The organism is Enterobacter sp. V87_3, assembly GCF_029967835.1.
In the GTDB taxonomy this organism is placed as follows: domain Bacteria; phylum Pseudomonadota; class Gammaproteobacteria; order Enterobacterales; family Enterobacteriaceae; genus Enterobacter; species Enterobacter cancerogenus.
Genome location: NZ_JASCAM010000023.1, coordinates 218855 through 238070 on the forward strand (window position 1 = coordinate 218855; position 19216 = coordinate 238070).

The following is a 19216-nucleotide window of genomic DNA, read 5'->3' on the forward strand; positions in this document are numbered from 1 at the left end:
CTTTATAATTAACAACCAAAAAAACCGGAAATTTGCATTCCCGGCTGATACTTCTTTATCTAATAGCCTCTTCGGTTTCTGCATCGAAGAAATGGCACTTATTCATATCGAACTGAATGCCGATATTATCTCCGGCTGCATAATCATTGGCGGCACCCGCACGGACAACCAGTTCATGTCCGCCGACGGCGGCATAAAGCATAAACTCCGCCCCGGTGAGTTCAGCGACGCTGATCCTGGCGGTAATAGCCTCACCACTATGCTGTGGCGTAAGAATATCTTCCGGGCGGATACCAAAGACCATCGCTTTGCGCTGGTAACCTTTTGCGTTGAGGGCGGCAAGCTTGTCTGCGGGGATCTCAAGACGCAGCGTTTCCGTGACAAAATACTGGCCGTCAATGGCCCCACGGATAAAGTTCATTGCAGGCGAGCCAATAAACCCGGCCACAAACATGTTTGCCGGTTCGTTATAAACCAGTTTCGGCGCCCCCACCTGCTGGATAATCCCGTCTTTCAGGATCACGATGCGGGTGGCCATGGTCATGGCTTCCGTCTGATCGTGGGTGACGTAAATCATGGTGGTGTTGAGCTTCTGGTGCAGCTTGCTGATTTCAGCACGCATCTGCACGCGAAGTTTGGCATCCAGGTTAGACAACGGTTCATCCATCAGGAACACGCCCGCCTCGCGTACAATCGCCCGGCCTAAGGCCACGCGCTGGCGCTGACCGCCGGACAGTGCGCCAGGCTTACGCTTAAGGTAGTCGCGAAGGCCGAGGATTTGCGCGGCCCAGTTGACGCGTTCTTCAATGACCGAAGGCGCAATTTTCTGCATCTTCAGGCCAAACGCCATGTTGTCATAGACCGTCATGTGCGGATAAAGCGCGTAGTTCTGGAAAACCATCGCGATATCGCGCGACTTGGCGGGCACGTCGTTCATGCACACGCCGTCAATCACCAGCTCGCCTGCGCTGATCTCCTCCAGACCGGCAATCATGCGAAGCGTTGTCGATTTACCACAGCCAGACGGACCGACGAAAACGATGAATTCCTTATCCTCGATCTCAAGGTTGAAATCTTTAACCACATGAACCTGGTTATCGTAGATTTTCTGGATGTGTTTTAAAGAGAGTTGAGCCATTGTTAGTTCCTTTTCGATACGGTCCGGGAAGTCCAGAAATCCTGCAGGCATTTCCAGGTCAATTCCTGCGTGCACTGAAGTTGTAGCCCGGCATGCGTCAGGCCTGAGCCAATGCCCACCGACAACATTCCCGCCGCGTTGATTGCCTCAACGCCAGCGGCAGCATCTTCAATACCGATAGCCTCTTCCGGGCGGACGTTCAGCCCCGCACAGGCCGCAAGAAAAATCTCCGGGTCAGGTTTTGAGCGGGCAATGCGCGAGGCATCGGCACAAAAATCAAACGCCTCGTGAATGCCAAGCGCCTGCAAAATACGCGGCGCATTGAGAGAAACAGAGGCCAGGCCAGTCTTGACCTTCGCTGCACGTATGTCCGCCAGCACCTCCCCCATCCCCGGTAGCAGTGAGTCCTGCGTCAGCGACCCAAGCGATTGCACATAGAGATCGTTTTTTTTACCCGCGAGCATCAGACGCTGCCCATCGTCAAACGCCTCTGCTTTCCCGCCGTGTTGCAGGATCCGTTGAAGGGAATCCATGCGGCTGATGCCCTTCAGCTGTTCGTTAAAATGCTCGTCGATGGTGATACCGACCTCCGCCGCCACGGCACGCCAGGCCAGGAAGTGCAGGTGTGCGGTGTCGGTGATGACGCCATCTAAATCAAATACAACGGCCTTAAGCATGACTGCGCCCCTCCGTGGTAGCGGTCCCAATGTCAGACACAATAAAATCCTGATAAGACCAGGACTGCACGCCTGATGCGGTCAGGGTTTTGCCCCACAGCGTAAAGGTAACGGGTGCGGAGGTTTCAAGGGTCAGGACGTCATTTGCAAAGGTGAAGAACATCCGTGCATTGCGCCAGCGCAGCGGGAAGGCAAGTTTGCGCCAGTGTGACGGAAGCTGTGGGGCAAGATGCAGTTCCCCTTCCACAACGTTCAGTCCCGCAAAGCCCTGAATAGCGCCCAGCCAGATCGCGCCCGTCGCGGCGGCGTGAATGCCATCGTCGCTGCTGTGCGGATCATCGCCCAAATCAATGGCGATACCGTCGCGCCAGAAGGCATAGGCCCGCTCGATATCACCACAGCGTGCGGCAACAATGCCATGAATGGCTTTGCTTAACGACGAGTCGTGGATCGTGCGCGGCTCATAGAAGCTCAGGTTGGCGGCACACTGCGCAGGCGTAAACCGCTCCGGCAACAGATAGTTGAGCATCACCACGTCCGCCTGCTTGAGGATTTGCATCTCGTTGACTTCCGCGCGCGAGTAGTCAAGCAGGATGGTTTGCTTGCCCGCTTTCGCTTTATAGCGGCTCAGGTCAATAGCAGGTTTTTTCAGGAACGTATCATCCTGCGGAATGACCCCGTCCGCGCCGGCCTCAGGCAGCCATAAACGCGCAAGGAAACGGTTCGCCTTATCGATGAACTGAGGATCTTGCCGTCCAAACTTCGTGGCAAACTTAAGCGCACTGTCGACATTATGCCAGGCCAGATAGTTGGTATAAGCGTTATTATTAACGTGTTCCGTATACTCGTCAGGGCCGATCACGTCCTGAATTTCAAGACGCCCGTTCACCTCCGTGGCCCGTCCGATCCAGAACAGTGCGGTTTCCATCAGCAGCGTCAGCCCCTCATTGCGCATGAAGGTTTCATCCTGCGTGGCCTGCCAGTAAGCAACAACGGCCCAGGCGATATCCGCCACAATATGGTGCTCCGCCAGCGCGGAAGCGACTTTCTGGCGTACGCCGGTTCGGATATTAATCGCGGCAAATTCGGGCGTTTCTTCCTGCCCGCTTGCGGCGCTTTCCCACGGGAACAGCGCGCCGGGCCAGCCGTTTTGGCGAGCTTTCGCCCGTGCGCCGGAGAGATTTAACCAGCGATAACGCAGCAGGCTGCGAGCCGTCGCAGGACGGGTAAACAGATGGAAAGGCAACAGGAAGATTTCGGTATCCCAGAAAACGTGCCCTTTATAGCCCTCGCCGGTCAGCCCTTTTGCTGCAATGCTGCTGCGTTCATCATGGGCAGGGGTCATCGTCGTCAGATGCCAGACTGCATAATCCAGCGCCATTTGATCCTGCCAGGAGTCTGACTCCACCTCTACGCGACTGTCGCGCCAGACGTTTTCCCAGGCACATGTTGAGCTTTCGAGTAAAGCCTCGTAGCCTCGTGCCGCACAGACTTTTAGCTCTGCCAGGGCATGTCGGGCGAACGCGTCCTGCGAGAGCGCTTTTTCGCTTCGCCAGGTAACCCAGCAAATTTTCTCCAGGGTGACAGTGTCACCCGCCGCAACCTCAAGCGCATGCTGGCACGTCACGCGACGATTTTTGGCCGCGAAACAGCTTTCGCTCTCGGACGAGAGCTGGCAAAAGGTCGACACCACTACATCGCTGGCGCGATCCTGCGTTTCATACACGCCCTGTATGAAATTCGGGTCAAAGACCCTGACGGAAACTTCGTCCAGATGCTGCCTGCCGCTGTTGGTTTGCGTGGCATCAATGCCGGTTTTCAATACGATTTTCGACGCTGCATCAACGGGGGTGATGGAGAGTTGCATCGCCACCAGCGACAGCTGATCTAAGGAGACAAAACGGCGACTTTCCAGACGGTAGGTTTTGCCCGCAGGCGAACGCCAGAGCACGCTGCGTCGCAGCTCACCGTTTGCAAACGCAAGCTCACGCTGCCAGCTGTGGATCTCCCCTGACAGCAGCGTAAAATGCTCGCCATCAAGCTCAATCTCAATGCCGGTAATATCCGGAATATTAATGAGTTCGTTGGTTTCGTTACGCCCGGCTTTATGGTACAGCCCGGCCAGGAACATGCCGCGCGTTTGCTGGGTGTAATCTTCTTCGTGGGTGGCGCGGATCCCCATATAGCCATTACCACATGCCATTATGGAGGCATATTTATTCAGGCCGTGTGGGTCAAAGCCCGGATCGGTTAATACAGAGAGGTTCAGCATAACGTCACGCTTTCCCCTTTCTCAGCCGATTCGTACAGCGCCGCAACCAGTTGCTGGATCACCAGTCCCTGCTCGGCATCGGCAATCGCAACAGGCTCGCCCAAAACATGGCGAACAAAGGCATCCATGCTGCGTAAATGGCGCTGATCATCCGCATCTTCCCGCTGCATCAGCGTCTTTAACTCGCCCGCTTCATCGTTGTAAATATGTGCCGGGAACAGCGTTGCGCCGGCTTTTTCTCCGCAGAATGAGACATTCATGATCGACTGTTCGCGGATGTTCAGCGCAAAGGACGTATCCAGGCGCAGTATGCCGCCATTGCAAAACTCAACCGTCCCGAAAAGAGCATCTTCAACGGTGTACTGCGCAGGGTCCCACTCGCCAAACTGCCCGCTGTGTTTACAGGTGCCAAGCTTTTGAAAACTGTGCGCCGTCACGCGTTTGACTGCCGGGAAACCGAGTACATACATCGCGGCATCCAGCATATGAATACCGATATCAATCAGCGGTCCGCCGCCCTGGAGAGCTTTATTAGTAAAGACGCCCCAGCCCGGCACGCCGCAGCGGCGCAACGCCTGCGCGGAGGTGAAATAGATTTCCCCTAAGGTGCCGTTTTGCACAGCCTCGCGCAGCAGCTGCGTATCGCGGGCAAAACGGTGGTGAAAATCATACGCCAGCACTTTTCCCGCTTTGCGCGCGGCGATGCGCATCAGATTGGCCTGCTCCGGGGTCATCGCAGGCGGTTTCTCGCACATCACATGACAACCTGCCTCCAGCGCCGCCATGACGTGTTCAAAATGAAAGCGATTAGGCGAGCAAACGCTCACCACGTCGGGATTAACCGCCCGCAGCATCTCTTGCACATCCTGCCATGCCGAAGGGATGGCATGACGTTCCGCAAACGCCTGTGCCTGCTCAAGGCGGCTGTCCATGACAGCCACCAGTTGAACATCACTGCGCGTTGCGTAATACGAGGCATGCACTTTGTCTGCAACCTGCCCGGCGCCAATAATGGCGACGCGCAGAGACGAAGGTGTAGAAGCACTCATCACGCTTATCATCCTTAGCAATCACGCAAATAAGTGAGCGAGTCCCGGTAAGCCTGTGCAGGATCATCGGCACGTACGCGGCATTCGTAAACGACGTAGCCCTGATAATTGTCGGCGCGCAGCTGGTCAAACAGCGTAGCGAAGTCCAGGCTGCCGCTCCCCGGCTGATAGCGATGGTTGTCGGCAATGTGTACGTGACCCAGCAGGTCGCGGTTGGCGTGCAGAGCCTCCGTCAGCGAATCCTCTTCGATATTCATGTGATAGAAATCGCCGATGATCTGGACGTGTTTCAGGTCGTTCTCTTCGATATAGCGACGCGCGTCCGCCAGCGTGTTGATCATGTGATCCTGATAGCGGTTCAGCGGCTCCAGGTACACGGTCGTGCCGGTACGGGCGGCAACCTCATCCAGCCAGCGTAAAGAGTCACTGACCGCTTTGCGATCGCCCGCCAGGCTACGTGGCGAGGTCATCGGCGGCAGACGGAAGGTAAACATTCCCCACGCGGCAGGCACGATAATGCCCTTACCCCCGACGTCAGCCAGGGCTTCAAGAATGCGTTCGATCTGCTTAAGGCCGTTCAGACGGCGCTCCTCGATGAAGTCGCCAATCCAGCCGTCGTATCCGCCGCAGGCGGTCGTGACCGGTAAGCCCGTGGCGCTGATGGCAGCTTTAACTTCGTCAAGGTTGTCGACCAGCAGTTTGCCGTCGATTTCAAAGCCATCAAAACCCATCTCTTTGATGTATTTGAATTTCTCCATAATCGACGCCGGGAAAAAGGCCTGATTCTGCGTTGCGATTTTCATTATTTGCTCTCCATAGCTTAGAAAGTGACGCCCATTTTGATGCTCAGTTCCGGATGCTGATCGACATACTTCATATAGCTTTCAGCGCTGGTGGTGAACGTTACAACCGGGTCGATCAGGTCGTCACAGTCGAGATAGCCGTTCATCAGCAGTTCCCAGCATGTCTCTTCGATACGCTTGCGGTTCCAGCGCGGGTAGTCCGGGTTGGGTTCGCTGCAGGCGCGGGAGAAGACAATCTTCGCGTTGTTGAAATGGGCTTCGCGTCCCAGGTTGAAGCCCTCGGCAAACGGTTTTGCGAAAGCCACGTAGGAGATGGTGCCGCCGTATGCGAGTCCGCGCAGCGCAGACTGCAGCGCATCAGCAAAACCACTGGTTTCGATGATCACGTCCGCGCCCTGTTTTCCGGTCAGTTTTTTGATCTCCAGACCGACGTCCGTGCCGATAGGGTTCAGGCAGTGATCTGCCCCATGGCGGCGGGCAATTTCGCAACGATGCGCGATAGGATCGACACCGATAACCATCGATGCCCCGGCTTTTTTCGCCAGCTGAATCGCAATCTGACCAATCGCACCCAAGCCGACAACGACGACAAAATCGCCCACCCGCACGTTGGCATCGCGCACGCCGCTCATGGCGAACTGCGCCGGGTCATAGCAGACGGCATTTTTCCAGGATGCGCCCTGCGGCATTTTGCGCAGCTTGTAGTTATTCACGGCATTCACGATCACCGTTTCCTGCAGCGGGCCGTAGCAGCAGACGCTGTCACCCATCTGGTATTCCGTGACGTCGGCACCGCATTCGATGATGTCACCTACGATCATGTTACCGAGCTGGAACTTGCCGAACTCGATCCCGCGTGCTGCGCCCTCTTCACGCGGGGTAAACATCTGCCACTCCGCATTAAATTCTTCGTCAATAAACGGGCTCGCCGCTCTGAAATCCACTACCTCGGTACCGTGTTTCGGCGCACCAAAACGGGCGCGAATTTTGACTTCATGTGCCGCGACGGGACGATCTTCATATTCAACCAGCGCAGCCACACGAGGTGCTGTCGCAACTAACTTCTTCATGACTCACTCCTTGTTAAAATTGGCCGCCTCAGCCCTTTACGCCACCAGCGGTCAAACCACTTTTAATAAAACGTTCAGACAGCGCGTACATGATGACAACCGGCAATGCGGTCACCAGCGATGCGGCCATCATGCGACCCCAGATGTAATCTGGCGTGCTAAACAGCGTGTTCAGCCCCACCGGCAAGGTGAAGTTGCTGGCGCTGGACAGGAAAATGGATGCAAACAGATAGTCGTTCCAGGCCACCATGAAGCAGTAGACGAAGACCGACACCAGCCCGGATATCGCCAGCGGGACGGTAATGCGGAAGATGATTTGCAGGCGGTTAAGGCCGTCCATCATTGCCGCTTCTTCTATTTCGTCCGGTATGGTGTCGAAATAGCTGCGCAGCATGAACACCGCGGTAGGGAGCGTCTGGGTCACCATGGTGATAATGAGCGCCATTTCGGTGTCATAGATCCCAAGCGCGGTGATGATTTTAAACAGCGGCACCACCAGCAATATGCCGGAGAACATGTAGACGGTGTAAAAGCTCGCGTTGATCGTGGCACGTCCCTTAAAGCGCAGCTTGGAGAGTGCATACGCGCCCAGCGTGCCAAGAAACACAGCAATGACAGACGAGGTTAACGACACCACCATGCTGTTGCGGAAGTAGTCCACAAACGGGAAGATCAGCGGGTTAAAGATGTCGACGTAGTGCTGCAGCGTCCACGCCTGAGGGAAAATCGTCGGGTGCAACGAGATCGCCTCTTTTGCGCTTTTGAACGAGGTCATCAGCATCACAAAGAACGGGAACAGCGTGATAATCAGGAACACCGCCAGCCCCAGATAAAAACCGATACGGCCCAGTACACGTTTATTTGTTGCCATTGAGGTTTACCCTTTTTCTGGTCAGCAGAATGACGGCAAAGATGATCACGAAAAGCACGACAGAGATAGCGGCTGCTTTGCCCAAATCGTTGAAGGCAAACGCCGTTTTGTAGAGATAGACGCCCAAAATATCGACCTTCGTCGTCAGCAGATAAACGTCAGCAAACATGTAGAACATCCAGATCGTGCGCAGCGTAATGACCGTTGCCAGCACCGGCATAATGGCGGGCAGCGTCACGATGCGAAAACGCTGCCAGGCATTTGCCCCGTCCATTTCCGCCGCTTCGTACAGCGACTTATCAATCGTCTGTAAAATGGCGAGGAACGAGATAAAGGCGTACGGGAAGTAGCGCCAGATAGCAAACAGCACCACCAGCACGAAGCTGCTGCCCGGATTGTCGAACCACAGCGGGGCCTGGTCATACAGATGCAGCAGATCCACGCCCAGATAGTTCACAATGCCGTAGCCGTTGTTGAACATGTATTTCCAGGCAAACACCAGCGAGATGGATGGCGTGACGTAGGATAAAATCACCAGCGAGCGCGCCGTTTTTCTCAGGCGGAACTCTCGGTTAAAGAAGATGGCAACGGCCAGCCCCAGTCCCGTACTGCCGATAACAACCAGCGCGGTATACCAGAACGTCATCCACAGCGAGTGCCAGAACGCCGCATCACTCAGAATGCGGATGTAGTTATCCAGGCCGACAAACACGGCGCTAATGCGCGGGTTCAGCGGCAAGCGTAAAAAGCTGATTTCAATGTTGGAAATCATAGGCCAGGCCACCAGGCCCCCCAGCAGTATCAGGCTGGGGGCCAACAGCAGCATGGCGAAAGGCATATCTGATCGACCAGAAAACAACGTCTTCATAATTCCCTTCCGCAGAGCGCTCCTATCGTTGTGAGATCAGATCGGCCAGTCGTTTCTGGCTGTTGCTTAACGTGGCAGGGATATCCTGCTTGCCGACCGTGACGTTATGCACCATCGAGCTGATAACGCCGGAACCCGTCACATCGCCCATACGGGTGAAGTTCTTGTCCCCTACCGCCCCAAACACCTGAACGTTCGGGAACTGGGCAATCAGTTCGTAAGGAAGCTGACCGAAGGCTTTGATCACGTCGTTGGATTTCCATGACTCGGTATCGACCACCAGCTTGTTTACCGGCAGCGCAGCGCCCGGCGACATCATCACCCAGTCGGAGGCGTTTTGAGCCTGCTCCATCCAGGTGACAAACTTCTCTGCCGCCCGGGTTTCGTTTTCGGTCTGGCCCGTGGTAATAGTGAGCGAGGTGATCATGCCGTACACCGCTGAAGATTTTTCAGTCGGCACGACAAAGCCCAGATTGGCCGGGTTGCCGTCTTTATAAACGGCCGGGAGGATATAGGTGGAATAAACGGCCATCGGCGCAGAGCCGTTCATGAAGGCGTCTTTGATCTCCATGACGTCGTTAGAGCCTGGCATGGTGGTCGCCGCCAGCGCTTTATAAAACGTCAGCGCTTTTAGCATTTCTGGCGTGTCGATTTCGACATCACCCTTCGCATCAAAGACATTCGCACCGCCAGAAAGCGCGAACTGCGAAAACGCCTGCTCGGTCATCACGCTTTCAGCCGTGGGCAGCGCAATGCCGTAATGCTTTTTAGCCGGATCGTTGAGCGCCTGGCTGGCTTTCAGCAGCTGGTCCCAGTTGTGTGGCTCTTCAATGCCCGCCGCGGCAAGGGCATCTTTGTGATACCAGACGCCGGACAGCCAGGCGCTGACTGGCACGCCCGTCCATGCGGTGCCATCTTCGGTACGCACCACGCGCAGGATACCGTCGTAGAAGGTGTCTTCACCCACGGCTTTGATGGCCTCTGCGATAGCGTCACGGTCCAGCAACTGCTCTTTGTCCATGACTTTTGCGTAATCATGGCTAATCTCAATCACTTCCGGCAGTGCGCCGGTACGGGCCAGGGTAATGACCTTGGTGTTATACGCATCCTCTTCGACCGGGACCTGTTTCACCGTGATCGTTGGGTTTTCTTTCTCAAATTTTTCGATCAGTTTCGTGATCACCGCCTGACGCTCCTGCTCCACCGAGGAGTGCATAAACTCGATAGTGACGGCAGAGGTTTTATCGTCTTCACAGCCTGTTAACAGGGCGCACGAAACCAGTGCTGATAACAGCACAATTCTGGGCATTTTCATTTTAGGAGTCCTTTTTAGTGTTCTTTAATCCACATGACCTGCCATGGATTAAGCGTCAGAGCCGTCCCGCTTATCATTACACCGGCAATCAGTTCCTGACCGGATTCAATATTGGTGGTCAGGTGTTGAATACAATCACTGAAATTAAATAAACCCGTTATGCGCTCGCCATTTTCCGCAACACGCACTATTTTTAAAACCTGCTCAACTGGCTGAGTGAAATAAGCCTGGCTGTCAGGGTGGAACGCTTTTTCGGCGCGTCGTATAGCAATTAATGCGCTGAGCCGTTGATATATTTTATTGCGCAGGCTGTTATCGTCATTGAGTTCACTATCAACCTGCCCTTCACTATATTTCTTACGATTTATTGCGCGGTTGTAACCCAGTTTCTCGACGCCTTCATAATCATTTCGGGAACCAAGAATACTTTGAATATATACGGCAGGCACACCCGGAAAACTCAACAGTACGGCATGGGCGAGAATAAAGCGTGAAATACGTTCGCTATCGCTGCTCGCTTTTGCACTTAATGCGTCAAGATAAGTGACGTTGATTTCATAAGGGCTTCGCGTGCCGTCAGGGTTATTTTTCCAGTTTACCAGCGCCCCCTCCTGCTGAAGTTTCTCGACCAGAGAGAGGATTTCAGGTTCAGGAAGAATGCCGCGTAACGGATTCAGACCAATTCCATCGTGGGAGGCCAGGAAGTTAAACCACGTGGTACGCGTGGACGGCAGATTCAGGGATGCTGCCCACTGGCAAAGCGCCCGTACATCCTGACGGTGAACGGCATGGAGCACCAGCGGCGGCAAGGAGAACTGGTAGACCATCTGCGCTTCATTTTCGCCGTTACCGAAGTAAGAAATATTATCTTTATGCGGAACGTTCGTCTCGGTGATAATCACCGTCCCCGGTGCGACATCATCGGCGATGGCGCGGAACAGCTGGATCAGGCGGTGCGTTTTTTCGAGATGAATGCAGCTGGTGCCGGGAGTCTTCCACATAAACCCGACGGCATCGAGGCGAATATAGCTGGCTCCTTCGGCAAGGTAGTGAAGCAGAACCTCCACCATGGCGATTAACACTTCCGGCGAGGCGAAATTCAGGTCAATCTGATCATCGCTGAACGTCGTCCACAGGTGTCTGACGCTGCCATCGTGAAGGGTAAAGGGCGTCAGCAGCGGTAATGCGCGTGGGCGAGTTACGGCAGAGAGATCGGTTTTCGGATCAACAGAAATAAAGAAATCTTCAAACCCTGGCTTTTGTTGCAGATAATTTGCGAACCACTGACTTTTGGCCGACATATGGTTGCACACGAAATCAAACATCAGGCTGGCCGAGCGTTTTAATTCGGCAACATTCTGCCACGTCCCGGTTTCAGAGGCGACCTGATGATAATCAATAACGGAAAAACCGTCGTCAGATGACCACGGATAAAAAGGTAAAAGATGGACGTGAGAAAAAGAGTCAGAGAGCCATTTATTATAAAAACGGGTAAAAGCCGATAATGCCCCCTCACCTGGTGCCATAAACTGATCGGCATAGGTAATCAGCACAACATCCTTTTCATCCCAGCTGGCTTTACGCTTTTCTGTAATGACATTTTTGACGCTGGAGATTTTTTCCAGCAGCGTCGCATAATGCGCATCAGAGAATGATTCGGCATAAACAAAACCGATTAATTGCTTAATTTTATCGTTCACATTGATTTCCATGGTAGCGGTCCCACGAAGCGCAATCTACTCCCATGAAAAATATCTGTCAACGGACCTGGCGCCAGAAAAACACGATCGCCAGGCAGCTCAAATCATTATTGTGAGCTGCCGCAAAGATCGAGTAAAAGGAAGGACGATATCAGGGGTATCGCTAACCCTTTTCCATCAGGAGAACGGGTTAGCGAAGGAAGGAGGTATCAGGAAAAGAAGCGACGTGAAACGCGCTTTGCCAGTTTTTGCAGCAATGGCTCCAGCGCCACCGCCAGCAGCATTCTGACCGGTTTACGGGCAACAGATTTGATTGCCCAGCCAGCGACGCCTGCCGGGCCAACGCGTAACGCCGTCAGCAGGACCAGTTTACCTGCGATTTTCAGGCCGGGTTTTACCTTCTGACCGGCCTGTTGCCAGTGTTGATTCATATTATCTCTCTCTTAAAGCTGACGAAAACGGCTTCTCAGCGTAAAGGTATCGGACGTGACATAACGTTCCATTTCGCGCAGTCGTTTTTCACCTGCCGCAAGCTCGGTATCCACCGCGTTGAGAAGATCGCTGCTGGTGGGCGCGCCTTCGGCATCCAGCTCGCCGTCAGGCATCGGGTCGAGCACAAATGACAATACGATGTAAGCCACCAGGGTAATGAATGCCAGACCGAAGAAAATCGACAGCACCGTAACCACGCGTACCAGTTTCACCGGGACATCAAGATAATGTGCCAGCCCGGCACATACGCCGCGTACCATGCCCTGCTGAGGGATACGCCATAATTTTTTATTCAGGTTCAGTCCAGCCATTAACGGTCCCTCCAGTTCGGATGTTCCGCATCCAGGATGGCTTCCAGCGCCTGAATGCGTTCGCGCATCTTATTCGCCTGATCGGACAACTGCGCCAGCCGCTGCTGTTCACTTTGCGATAGCTCGCCGCGCGAAGAACGGTTGCTGTAATGCAGCCATAACCAGATCGGCAAAACGAACAGCACGAAAATGGTCAGTGGAATAGCCAGAAAAAGCGCGCTCATGTGTACTCCTTGTCTTACGATGCGTGGCGGCACACTCGGGTGCCGCACAATTATTATTGGTTATCTTGCTTCATTTTGGCTTTCAGCGCGGCCAGCTGCTCGCTGATTTCATCATCCGCTTTCAGGTCAGCGAACTGCTGATCCAGCGTTTTCTGCTTGCCGATGCTGTGGCTTTCCGCTTCCGCTTCCATGTGGTCGATACGACGTTCAAAAGATTCGAAACGCGCCATGGCCTCATCCAGCTTACCGCTGTCCAGCTGACGGCGAACGTCGCGGGAAGAACTTGCCGCCTGATGGCGCAGTGCCAGCGCCTGCTGACGGGCACGGGTTTCGCTGAGTTTGTTCTCAAGCTCACCGATCTCTTTTTTCATGCGAGTGAGCGTGTCATCCACCAGCGTCACTTCATGCTCCAGCGTCGCCACCATATCGGTCAGCTTCTGCTTTTCAATCAGCGCGGCGCGGGCCAGATCGTCTTTCTCTTTGCGAAGCGCCAGCTCGGCTTTTTCCTGCCATTCATTCATCTGAGCGGTGGCCTGCTCGATACGACGCGTAAGCTGTTTTTTCTCAGCCAGCGCGCGAGCAGAGGTGGAACGCACTTCAACCAGCGTGTCTTCCATCTCCTGAATCATCAGACGCACCAGCTTTTGCGGGTCTTCCGCTTTCTCCAGCAGAGAGTTGATGTTAGCGTTCACGATGTCGGCAAAACGAGAAAAAATACCCATAATTCAATCCTCATAGTTCTGTTATCGGGCGATGCCCTGCTGTTTAGCTAATACAATCCTCGTGCCAACTTTTTATCTTATTGATTTTTATACAAGAGGTTGATTTTTGCGCCGGTGCGTCCTACTCTCACTTGGTGAATATCGCTAATGAGTGGTTAATTTCATCATGACGGAATACAAAGATAATCTTCTTGGCGAAGCGAACAGCTTTCTTGAAGTGCTGGAGCAGGTGTCCCGGCTCGCGCCGCTCAATAAACCCGTGCTTATTATCGGCGAGCGCGGAACAGGTAAAGAGCTGATTGCCAACCGCCTGCATTTTTTGTCCGGTCGCTGGGATGGCCCATTCATTTCGCTTAACTGCGCCGCGCTGAACGAAAACCTGCTGGATACCGAACTCTTCGGTCATGAGGCGGGCGCTTTTACCGGCGCGCAAAAACGTCACCCCGGCCGCTTTGAGCGCGCCGACGGCGGCACGCTTTTCCTGGACGAGCTGGCAACCGCGCCGATGCTGGTACAGGAAAAGCTGCTACGCGTGATTGAATACGGCGAGCTTGAGCGCGTCGGGGGAAGCCAGCCTCTGCAGGTGAACGTCCGCCTGGTCTGCGCCACGAACGCCAACCTGCCAAAGATGGTAGAGGAAGATAAATTCCGCGCCGACCTGCTCGACAGGCTGGCCTTTGATGTCGTTCAGCTTCCCCCGCTGCGGGAGCGCCAGAGCGATATCATGCTGCTGGCGGATCAGTTTGCCATTCAGATGTGTCGGGAACTGGGTTTACCGCTCTTCCCCGGCTTTAGCGAACAGGCTACCGAAACGCTGCTCGGCTATCACTGGCCAGGGAACATCCGTGAACTCAAAAACGTCGTTGAACGTTCGGTTTATCGCCACGCCAGCGCCGACAGCGAACTGGATAACATCATTCTCGATCCGTTCCAGCGCGAGACGAAGCCGGTTGCGTCACCTGCTCCGCGATCAGATGCGCCGACTCTGCCGCTCGATTTACGTCAGTTTCAGCACCAACAGGAACAACAGCTTCTGGAACAGAGCCTGAAGCAGGCGAAATATAATCAAAAACGGGCGGCTGAACTGCTGGGTCTGACCTACCATCAATTAAGGGCATTGCTCAAAAAGCATCAAATGCGCTGACATTATCAGCACTTACCCGGAGACATTTTTACGAAGCAGGTGTAAGTGCGGTACACTTTGCAGATCGAACCTAAAAACCTCAAAAATTATGCGTCTGGTTTTAACGTCCCTGTTTGCACTCGGTCTGTTCAGCAATCTGGCTTTTGCTGCACCCGAGCGCGCGCCACTCCCTGATATTCGCGACAGCGGCTTTGTCTACTGCGTAAGCGGGCAAGTTGATACGTTTAACCCGCAAAAAGCGGGCAGCGGGCTGATTGTCGATACGCTTGCCGCGCAGCTTTACGATCGTCTGCTCGACGTTGACCACTATACCTACCGGCTGGTGCCTGAGCTGGCCGAAAGCTGGGAAGTGCTGGACAACGGTGCAACCTACCGCTTCCGCCTGCGCGACGATGTCGCTTTCCAGCATACGCCGTGGTTTACGCCCACACGTAAGCTGAATGCCGATGATGTCGTCTTCACTTTCCAGCGCATCTTTAACCGTCATCATCCGTGGCATAACGTCAACGGGGGCAATTTCCCCTATTTTGACAGCCTGCAGTTTGCCGATACCGTTAAAAGCGTACGTAAGCTGGATAACCGGACGGTTGAGTTTAAGCTGACGCGCCCGGACGCCTCGTTCCTGTGGCACCTCGCCACCCATTATGCCTCGGTGATGTCAGCAGAATATGCAGACCAGCTGACCAAACGTGACCGTCAGGAACTGCTTGACCGTCAGCCCGTGGGTACCGGACCGTTTCAGATGGCGGAGTACCGTTCAGGCCAGTACATCCGCCTGCAGCGCCACGAACACTTCTGGCGTGGTAAGCCGATGATGCCGCAGGTGGTGGTCGATCTGGGGTCTGGCGGCACGGGTCGACTGTCTAAACTGCTGACCGGGGAGTGCGACGTGCTCGCGTGGCCAGCGGCAAGCCAGCTGACGATTTTGCGCGACGATCCGCGTCTGCGTCTGACCCTGCGCCCCGGCATGAATATCGCCTATCTGGCATTTAATACCGATAAGCCGCCGCTGAATAACCCGGCCATCCGTCACGCCCTGGCGCTGGCCATTAATAATCAGCGCCTGATGCAGTCGATCTATTACGGCACGGCAGAAACCGCCGCGTCCATTTTGCCGCGTGCCTCGTGGGCCTACGATGGCGACGCTAAAGTGACCGAATACAACCCGGCAAAAGCACGTGAACAGCTTAAAGCGCTCGGGGCGGAAAACCTGACGCTGCAGTTGTGGGTGCCCACCAGCTCTCAGGCATGGAACCCAAGCCCGCTGAAAACTGCGGAGCTGCTACAGGCCGATATGGCGCAGGTGGGTGTCAAAGTGATCATCGTTCCGGTTGAGGGTCGTTTCCAGGAGGCGCGCCTGATGGACATGAACCATGATTTAACCCTGACAGGCTGGGCGACCGACAGTAACGATCCTGACAGCTTCTTCCGGCCGCTGCTCAGCTGTGCGGCGATCAATTCACAAACCAACTACGCCCACTGGTGTAACCGTGAATTTGATGCGGTGCTGCAAAAAGCGCTCTCCTCACAGCAGCTGGCGTCGCGCATCGATGCGTATGACGAGGCACAAAATATTCTGGCTCGTGAACTGCCCGTGCTGCCGCTCGCCTCTTCCCTGCGTTTGCAGGCCTACCGGTATGATATTAAAGGGCTGGTGCTGAGTCCGTTTGGTAACGCCTCGTTCGCCGGCGTGTCGCGCGAAAAAGAGCAGGAGGTAAAAAAACCATGATTATCTTTACCTTACGTCGGCTCCTTCTGCTGCTGGTCACGCTCTTTCTTCTGACCTTTGTTGGCTTCAGCCTGAGCTATTTTACGCCGCACGCGCCGCTTCAGGGATCATCGCTGTGGGATGCCTGGCTGTTCTGGTTTAACGGCCTGCTGCACTGGGATTTTGGTGTTTCCAGCATCAACGGACAGCTGATTTCCGAACAGTTGAAAGAGGTCTTCCCGGCGACGATGGAGCTGTGCATCCTCGCCTTCGGTTTCGCCCTGATGGTTGGGATCCCGGTGGGGATGCTGGCCGGGATCTACCGCAACAAATGGCAGGACAAATTTATCAGCGCCCTCGCCCTGCTCGGCTTCTCTATCCCGGTCTTTTGGCTCGCGCTGCTGCTCACCCTGTTCTTCTCCCTGACGCTCGGCTGGCTGCCTGTTTCCGGGCGTTTTGACCTGCTCTATACGGTCAAAACGGTGAGCGGTTTTGCGATCGTCGATGCCTGGCTTTCTGATTCGATCTGGCGTCATGAGATGATTATGAGTGCCCTGCGTCATATGGTGCTGCCGGTCCTGACGCTGGCCGTTGCGCCAACCACCGAGGTGATCCGCCTGATGCGCATCAGCACCATTGAAGTGTTCGATCAAAACTATGTCAAAGCCGCCGCCACGCGCGGGCTTTCTCGCCTGACGATCCTGCGCCGTCACGTTCTTCACAACGCCCTGCCGCCGGTTATCCCGCGTCTCGGGCTGCAATTCTCAACCATGCTGACGCTGGCGATGATCACCGAGATGGTCTTTAGCTGGCCGGGCCTGGGGCGCTGGATGATTAACGCCATCCGTCAGCAGGACTATGCGGCGATCTCCGCAGGCGTGATGGTGATTGGCTCGCTGGTGATTATTGTTAACGTTCTTTCCGATATTTTGGGTGCCATGGCCAACCCGCTGAAGCATAAGGAATGGTATGCCTTACGATAGCGTATACAGTGAAAAGCGCACGCCCGGTGCGCTACGTACCGTGTGGCGTAAATTCTATGGTGACACCACGGCAATGATCGGCCTGTACGGTTGTGCAGGTCTGGTATTGGTGTGTGTATTAGGCTCGTGGTTTGCGCCTTATGGTATCGATCAGCAGTTCCTTGGCTATCAGCTGCTGCCGCCATCGTGGTCACGGTACGGTGAAGTCTCGTTCTTCCTTGGCACTGACGATCTCGGGCGCGACGTATTAAGCCGCCTGTTAAGCGGCGCGGCCCCAACGGTAGGCGGCGCATTTGTGGTGACCTTTGCGGCGACGATCTGCGGTCTGGCGCTGGGCATTTTTGCCGGTTCCACTCGCGGACTGCGATCCGCGGTGCTGAACCACATTCTTGACACCCTGCTCTCCATTCCGTCGTTACTGCTGGCGATTATCGTCGTGGCTTTTGCCGGCCCGCATCTCACGCATGCCATGTTTGCCGTCTGGCTGGCTATTCTGCCGCGCATGGTGCGTTCGGTTTACAGCCTGGTGCATGACGAGCTGGAGAAAGAGTATGTCGTTGCCGCGCGTCTCGACGGCGCGACGACGCTCAACATTTTGTGGTTCGCCGTGCTGCCTAACATCGCGTCGGGCCTGGTCACAGAGATCACGCGCGCGCTGTCGATGGCGATTCTGGACATCGCAGCGCTGGGCTTTCTCGACCTCGGCGCGCAGTTACCCTCTCCGGAATGGGGAGCGATGCTCGGCGATGCGCTGGAGCTGATTTACGTTGCGCCCTGGACGGTCATGCTGCCGGGGGCGGCCATTATGATAAGCGTTCTGCTCGTCAACCTGCTAGGCGACGGGATCCGCCGGGCGATCATTGCGGGGGTGGAATAATGCCTTTACTTGATATCCGCAACCTCACCATCGAATTCAAGACCAGCGAAGGCTGGGTTAAAGCCGTCGACCGGGTCAGCATCACCCTGAGTGAAGGCGAGATCCGCGGGCTGGTGGGCGAATCGGGGTCCGGCAAGAGCCTGATCGCAAAAGCCATTTGCGGCGTGGCGAAGGACAACTGGCGCGTCACCGCTGACCGTATGCGCTTCGACGATATCGATCTGCAACGCCTCTCCCCTCGCGAGCGACGCAAGCTGGTGGGCCATAACGTTTCGATGATTTTTCAGGAGCCGCAATCCTGTCTCGATCCTTCCGAGCGCGTGGGCAAACAACTGATGCAGAATATCCCTGGCTGGACCTACAAAGGCCGGTGGTGGCAACGGGTTGGCTGGCGCAAGCGCCGCGCCATTGAGCTGCTGCACCGCGTCGGGATAAAAGATCATAAAGATGCAATGCGCAGTTTCCCTTACGAACTGACCGACGGCGAGTGTCAGAAGGTGATGATTGCTATCGCCCTGGCAAATCAGCCGCGTCTGTTGATTGCTGATGAACCGACCAACGCGATGGAGCCAACCACGCAGGCGCAAATTTTCCGTCTGCTGACCCGGCTTAACCAGAACAACAACACCACAATTTTGCTGATCAGCCACGACCTGCAGATGCTCAGCAAGTGGGCGGATAAAATCGACGTGATGTACTGCGGGCAGACGGTAGAAACCGCGTTCAGCGAAGACTTGATCACGACCCCGCACCATCCGTATACCCAGGCGCTGATCCGCGCGATACCGGATTTTGGCAGCGCCATGCCGCACAAAAGCCGCCTTAACACGCTGCCCGGCGCCATCCCTTTACTGGAATCACTGCCGATCGGCTGTCGTCTGGGGCCGCGTTGTCCCTATGCTCAGCGCAAATGCATTGAAACGCCAAGGCTCACCGGCACCAAAAACCACCTTTACGCCTGTCATTTCCCGCTGAACATGGAGAGAGAGTGA

19 protein-coding genes are annotated in these 19216 nt (G+C 55.1%); 5 read left to right on the top strand and 14 right to left on the bottom strand.

The genetic code is table 11. The annotated features are described in order from the left end of the window. Nucleotides 1-55: 55 nt before the first annotated feature. From QLG21_RS12070 to pspA, 14 genes are all read right to left on the bottom strand, one after another. Complete coding sequence (locus QLG21_RS12070; RefSeq protein ID WP_101737623.1) at nt 56-1138, bottom strand: ABC transporter ATP-binding protein; 1083 nt, start codon at nt 1136-1138, stop codon at nt 56-58. 2 nt (nt 1139-1140) lie between these two features. After that, complete coding sequence (gene pgmB, locus QLG21_RS12075) at nt 1141-1815, bottom strand: beta-phosphoglucomutase (RefSeq protein ID WP_006175594.1); 675 nt, start codon at nt 1813-1815, stop codon at nt 1141-1143. Beyond that, nucleotides 1808-4087 (bottom strand): glycoside hydrolase family 65 protein, encoded by a 2280-nt coding sequence (locus QLG21_RS12080; RefSeq protein ID WP_282484499.1) that lies wholly within the window; start codon nt 4085-4087, stop codon nt 1808-1810. The genes pgmB and QLG21_RS12080 overlap by 8 nt, the downstream gene beginning before the upstream one ends. Further along, nucleotides 4081-5139, bottom strand: coding sequence for a Gfo/Idh/MocA family oxidoreductase (locus tag QLG21_RS12085; RefSeq protein WP_137848700.1), 1059 nt, complete (start codon nt 5137-5139; stop codon nt 4081-4083). The genes QLG21_RS12080 and QLG21_RS12085 overlap by 7 nt, the downstream gene beginning before the upstream one ends. 11 nt (nt 5140-5150) lie before the next feature. Further along, a complete protein-coding gene (locus QLG21_RS12090) occupies nt 5151-5939 on the bottom strand; it encodes a sugar phosphate isomerase/epimerase family protein (RefSeq protein WP_006175597.1) in 789 nt (262 codons plus the stop codon). A gap of 17 nt (nt 5940-5956) precedes the next feature. Next, the gene (locus QLG21_RS12095; RefSeq protein ID WP_282484500.1) at nt 5957-7009 is read right to left on the bottom strand and encodes a zinc-binding alcohol dehydrogenase; all 1053 of its coding nucleotides are present in this window, start codon (nt 7007-7009) and stop codon (nt 5957-5959) included. 28 nt (nt 7010-7037) lie between these two features. Further along, nucleotides 7038-7880 carry a carbohydrate ABC transporter permease gene (locus QLG21_RS12100; protein ID WP_006175599.1) on the bottom strand — a complete coding sequence of 281 codons (843 nt, stop codon included), beginning with the start codon at nt 7878-7880 and terminating at the stop codon, nt 7038-7040. Further along, nucleotides 7867-8748, bottom strand: coding sequence for a sugar ABC transporter permease (locus QLG21_RS12105; RefSeq protein ID WP_042319913.1), 882 nt, complete (start codon nt 8746-8748; stop codon nt 7867-7869). Before QLG21_RS12105 ends, QLG21_RS12100 begins: the two co-directional genes overlap by 14 nt. Nucleotides 8749-8770: 22 nt before the next feature. Beyond that, nucleotides 8771-10063 (bottom strand): ABC transporter substrate-binding protein, encoded by a 1293-nt coding sequence (locus tag QLG21_RS12110; protein WP_006175601.1) that lies wholly within the window; start codon nt 10061-10063, stop codon nt 8771-8773. Between the two features lie 14 nt (nt 10064-10077). Beyond that, a complete protein-coding gene (locus QLG21_RS12115) occupies nt 10078-11775 on the bottom strand; it encodes a sugar phosphorylase (protein ID WP_282484501.1) in 1698 nt (565 codons plus the stop codon). A 197-nt stretch (nt 11776-11972) separates the two neighbouring features. Beyond that, on the bottom strand, nt 11973-12194 hold the full coding sequence (gene pspD, locus QLG21_RS12120) for a phage shock protein PspD (protein WP_058608687.1): 222 nt from the start codon (nt 12192-12194) through the stop codon (nt 11973-11975). A gap of 12 nt (nt 12195-12206) precedes the next feature. After that, nucleotides 12207-12566: an envelope stress response membrane protein PspC gene (gene pspC / locus QLG21_RS12125; protein ID WP_006175609.1), complete on the bottom strand. Its 360-nt coding sequence runs from the start codon at nt 12564-12566 to the stop codon at nt 12207-12209. Further along, nucleotides 12566-12790, bottom strand: coding sequence for an envelope stress response membrane protein PspB (pspB, locus tag QLG21_RS12130; protein ID WP_006175623.1), 225 nt, complete (start codon nt 12788-12790; stop codon nt 12566-12568). The genes pspC and pspB overlap by 1 nt, the downstream gene beginning before the upstream one ends. A gap of 53 nt (nt 12791-12843) precedes the next feature. Then, nucleotides 12844-13512 carry a phage shock protein PspA gene (gene pspA / locus QLG21_RS12135; protein WP_088208381.1) on the bottom strand — a complete coding sequence of 223 codons (669 nt, stop codon included), beginning with the start codon at nt 13510-13512 and terminating at the stop codon, nt 12844-12846. A gap of 166 nt (nt 13513-13678) precedes the next feature. Between pspA and pspF the strand changes: the two genes are divergently transcribed. The 5 genes from pspF to sapD all read left to right on the top strand — a co-directional run bounded on the left by pspF (nt 13679) and on the right by sapD (nt 19216). Further along, entirely contained in the window at nt 13679-14656 is a 978-nt protein-coding gene (pspF, locus tag QLG21_RS12140) for a phage shock protein operon transcriptional activator (protein WP_088208380.1), read from the top strand. Between the two features lie 88 nt (nt 14657-14744). Then, a complete protein-coding gene (gene sapA, locus QLG21_RS12145; RefSeq protein WP_282484502.1) occupies nt 14745-16385 on the top strand; it encodes an ABC transporter substrate-binding protein SapA in 1641 nt (546 codons plus the stop codon). After that, the gene (sapB, locus tag QLG21_RS12150) at nt 16382-17347 is read left to right on the top strand and encodes a putrescine export ABC transporter permease SapB (protein WP_058608683.1); all 966 of its coding nucleotides are present in this window, start codon (nt 16382-16384) and stop codon (nt 17345-17347) included. The genes sapA and sapB overlap by 4 nt, the downstream gene beginning before the upstream one ends. Then, the gene (gene sapC / locus QLG21_RS12155) at nt 17334-18224 is read left to right on the top strand and encodes a putrescine export ABC transporter permease SapC (protein WP_058608682.1); all 891 of its coding nucleotides are present in this window, start codon (nt 17334-17336) and stop codon (nt 18222-18224) included. The genes sapB and sapC overlap by 14 nt, the downstream gene beginning before the upstream one ends. Next, nucleotides 18224-19216 (top strand): peptide ABC transporter ATP-binding protein SapD, encoded by a 993-nt coding sequence (sapD, locus tag QLG21_RS12160; protein ID WP_137848706.1) that lies wholly within the window; start codon nt 18224-18226, stop codon nt 19214-19216. Before sapC ends, sapD begins: the two co-directional genes overlap by 1 nt.

What these genes read in the sequence shown, in the direction of transcription:
- pgmB (WP_006175594.1), bottom strand. Translation starts at nt 1,815, where the DNA reads ATGCTTAAGGCCGTTGTATTTGATTTAGATGGCGTCATCACCGACACC.
- QLG21_RS12115 (WP_282484501.1), bottom strand. Translation starts at nt 11,775, where the DNA reads ATGGAAATCAATGTGAACGATAAAATTAAGCAATTAATCGGTTTTGTT.
- QLG21_RS12105 (WP_042319913.1), bottom strand. Translation starts at nt 8,748, where the DNA reads ATGAAGACGTTGTTTTCTGGTCGATCAGATATGCCTTTCGCCATGCTG.
- pspF (WP_088208380.1), top strand. Translation starts at nt 13,679, where the DNA reads ATGACGGAATACAAAGATAATCTTCTTGGCGAAGCGAACAGCTTTCTT.
- QLG21_RS12095 (WP_282484500.1), bottom strand. Translation starts at nt 7,009, where the DNA reads ATGAAGAAGTTAGTTGCGACAGCACCTCGTGTGGCTGCGCTGGTTGAA.
- QLG21_RS12100 (WP_006175599.1), bottom strand. Translation starts at nt 7,880, where the DNA reads ATGGCAACAAATAAACGTGTACTGGGCCGTATCGGTTTTTATCTGGGG.
- sapB (WP_058608683.1), top strand. Translation starts at nt 16,382, where the DNA reads ATGATTATCTTTACCTTACGTCGGCTCCTTCTGCTGCTGGTCACGCTC.
- pspD (WP_058608687.1), bottom strand. Translation starts at nt 12,194, where the DNA reads ATGAATCAACACTGGCAACAGGCCGGTCAGAAGGTAAAACCCGGCCTG.
- QLG21_RS12090 (WP_006175597.1), bottom strand. Translation starts at nt 5,939, where the DNA reads ATGAAAATCGCAACGCAGAATCAGGCCTTTTTCCCGGCGTCGATTATG.
- pspB (WP_006175623.1), bottom strand. Translation starts at nt 12,790, where the DNA reads ATGAGCGCGCTTTTTCTGGCTATTCCACTGACCATTTTCGTGCTGTTC.
- QLG21_RS12080 (WP_282484499.1), bottom strand. Translation starts at nt 4,087, where the DNA reads ATGCTGAACCTCTCTGTATTAACCGATCCGGGCTTTGACCCACACGGC.
- pspC (WP_006175609.1), bottom strand. Translation starts at nt 12,566, where the DNA reads ATGGCTGGACTGAACCTGAATAAAAAATTATGGCGTATCCCTCAGCAG.
- QLG21_RS12070 (WP_101737623.1), bottom strand. Translation starts at nt 1,138, where the DNA reads ATGGCTCAACTCTCTTTAAAACACATCCAGAAAATCTACGATAACCAG.
- sapC (WP_058608682.1), top strand. Translation starts at nt 17,334, where the DNA reads ATGCCTTACGATAGCGTATACAGTGAAAAGCGCACGCCCGGTGCGCTA.
- sapA (WP_282484502.1), top strand. Translation starts at nt 14,745, where the DNA reads ATGCGTCTGGTTTTAACGTCCCTGTTTGCACTCGGTCTGTTCAGCAAT.
- sapD (WP_137848706.1), top strand. Translation starts at nt 18,224, where the DNA reads ATGCCTTTACTTGATATCCGCAACCTCACCATCGAATTCAAGACCAGC.
- QLG21_RS12110 (WP_006175601.1), bottom strand. Translation starts at nt 10,063, where the DNA reads ATGAAAATGCCCAGAATTGTGCTGTTATCAGCACTGGTTTCGTGCGCC.
- pspA (WP_088208381.1), bottom strand. Translation starts at nt 13,512, where the DNA reads ATGGGTATTTTTTCTCGTTTTGCCGACATCGTGAACGCTAACATCAAC.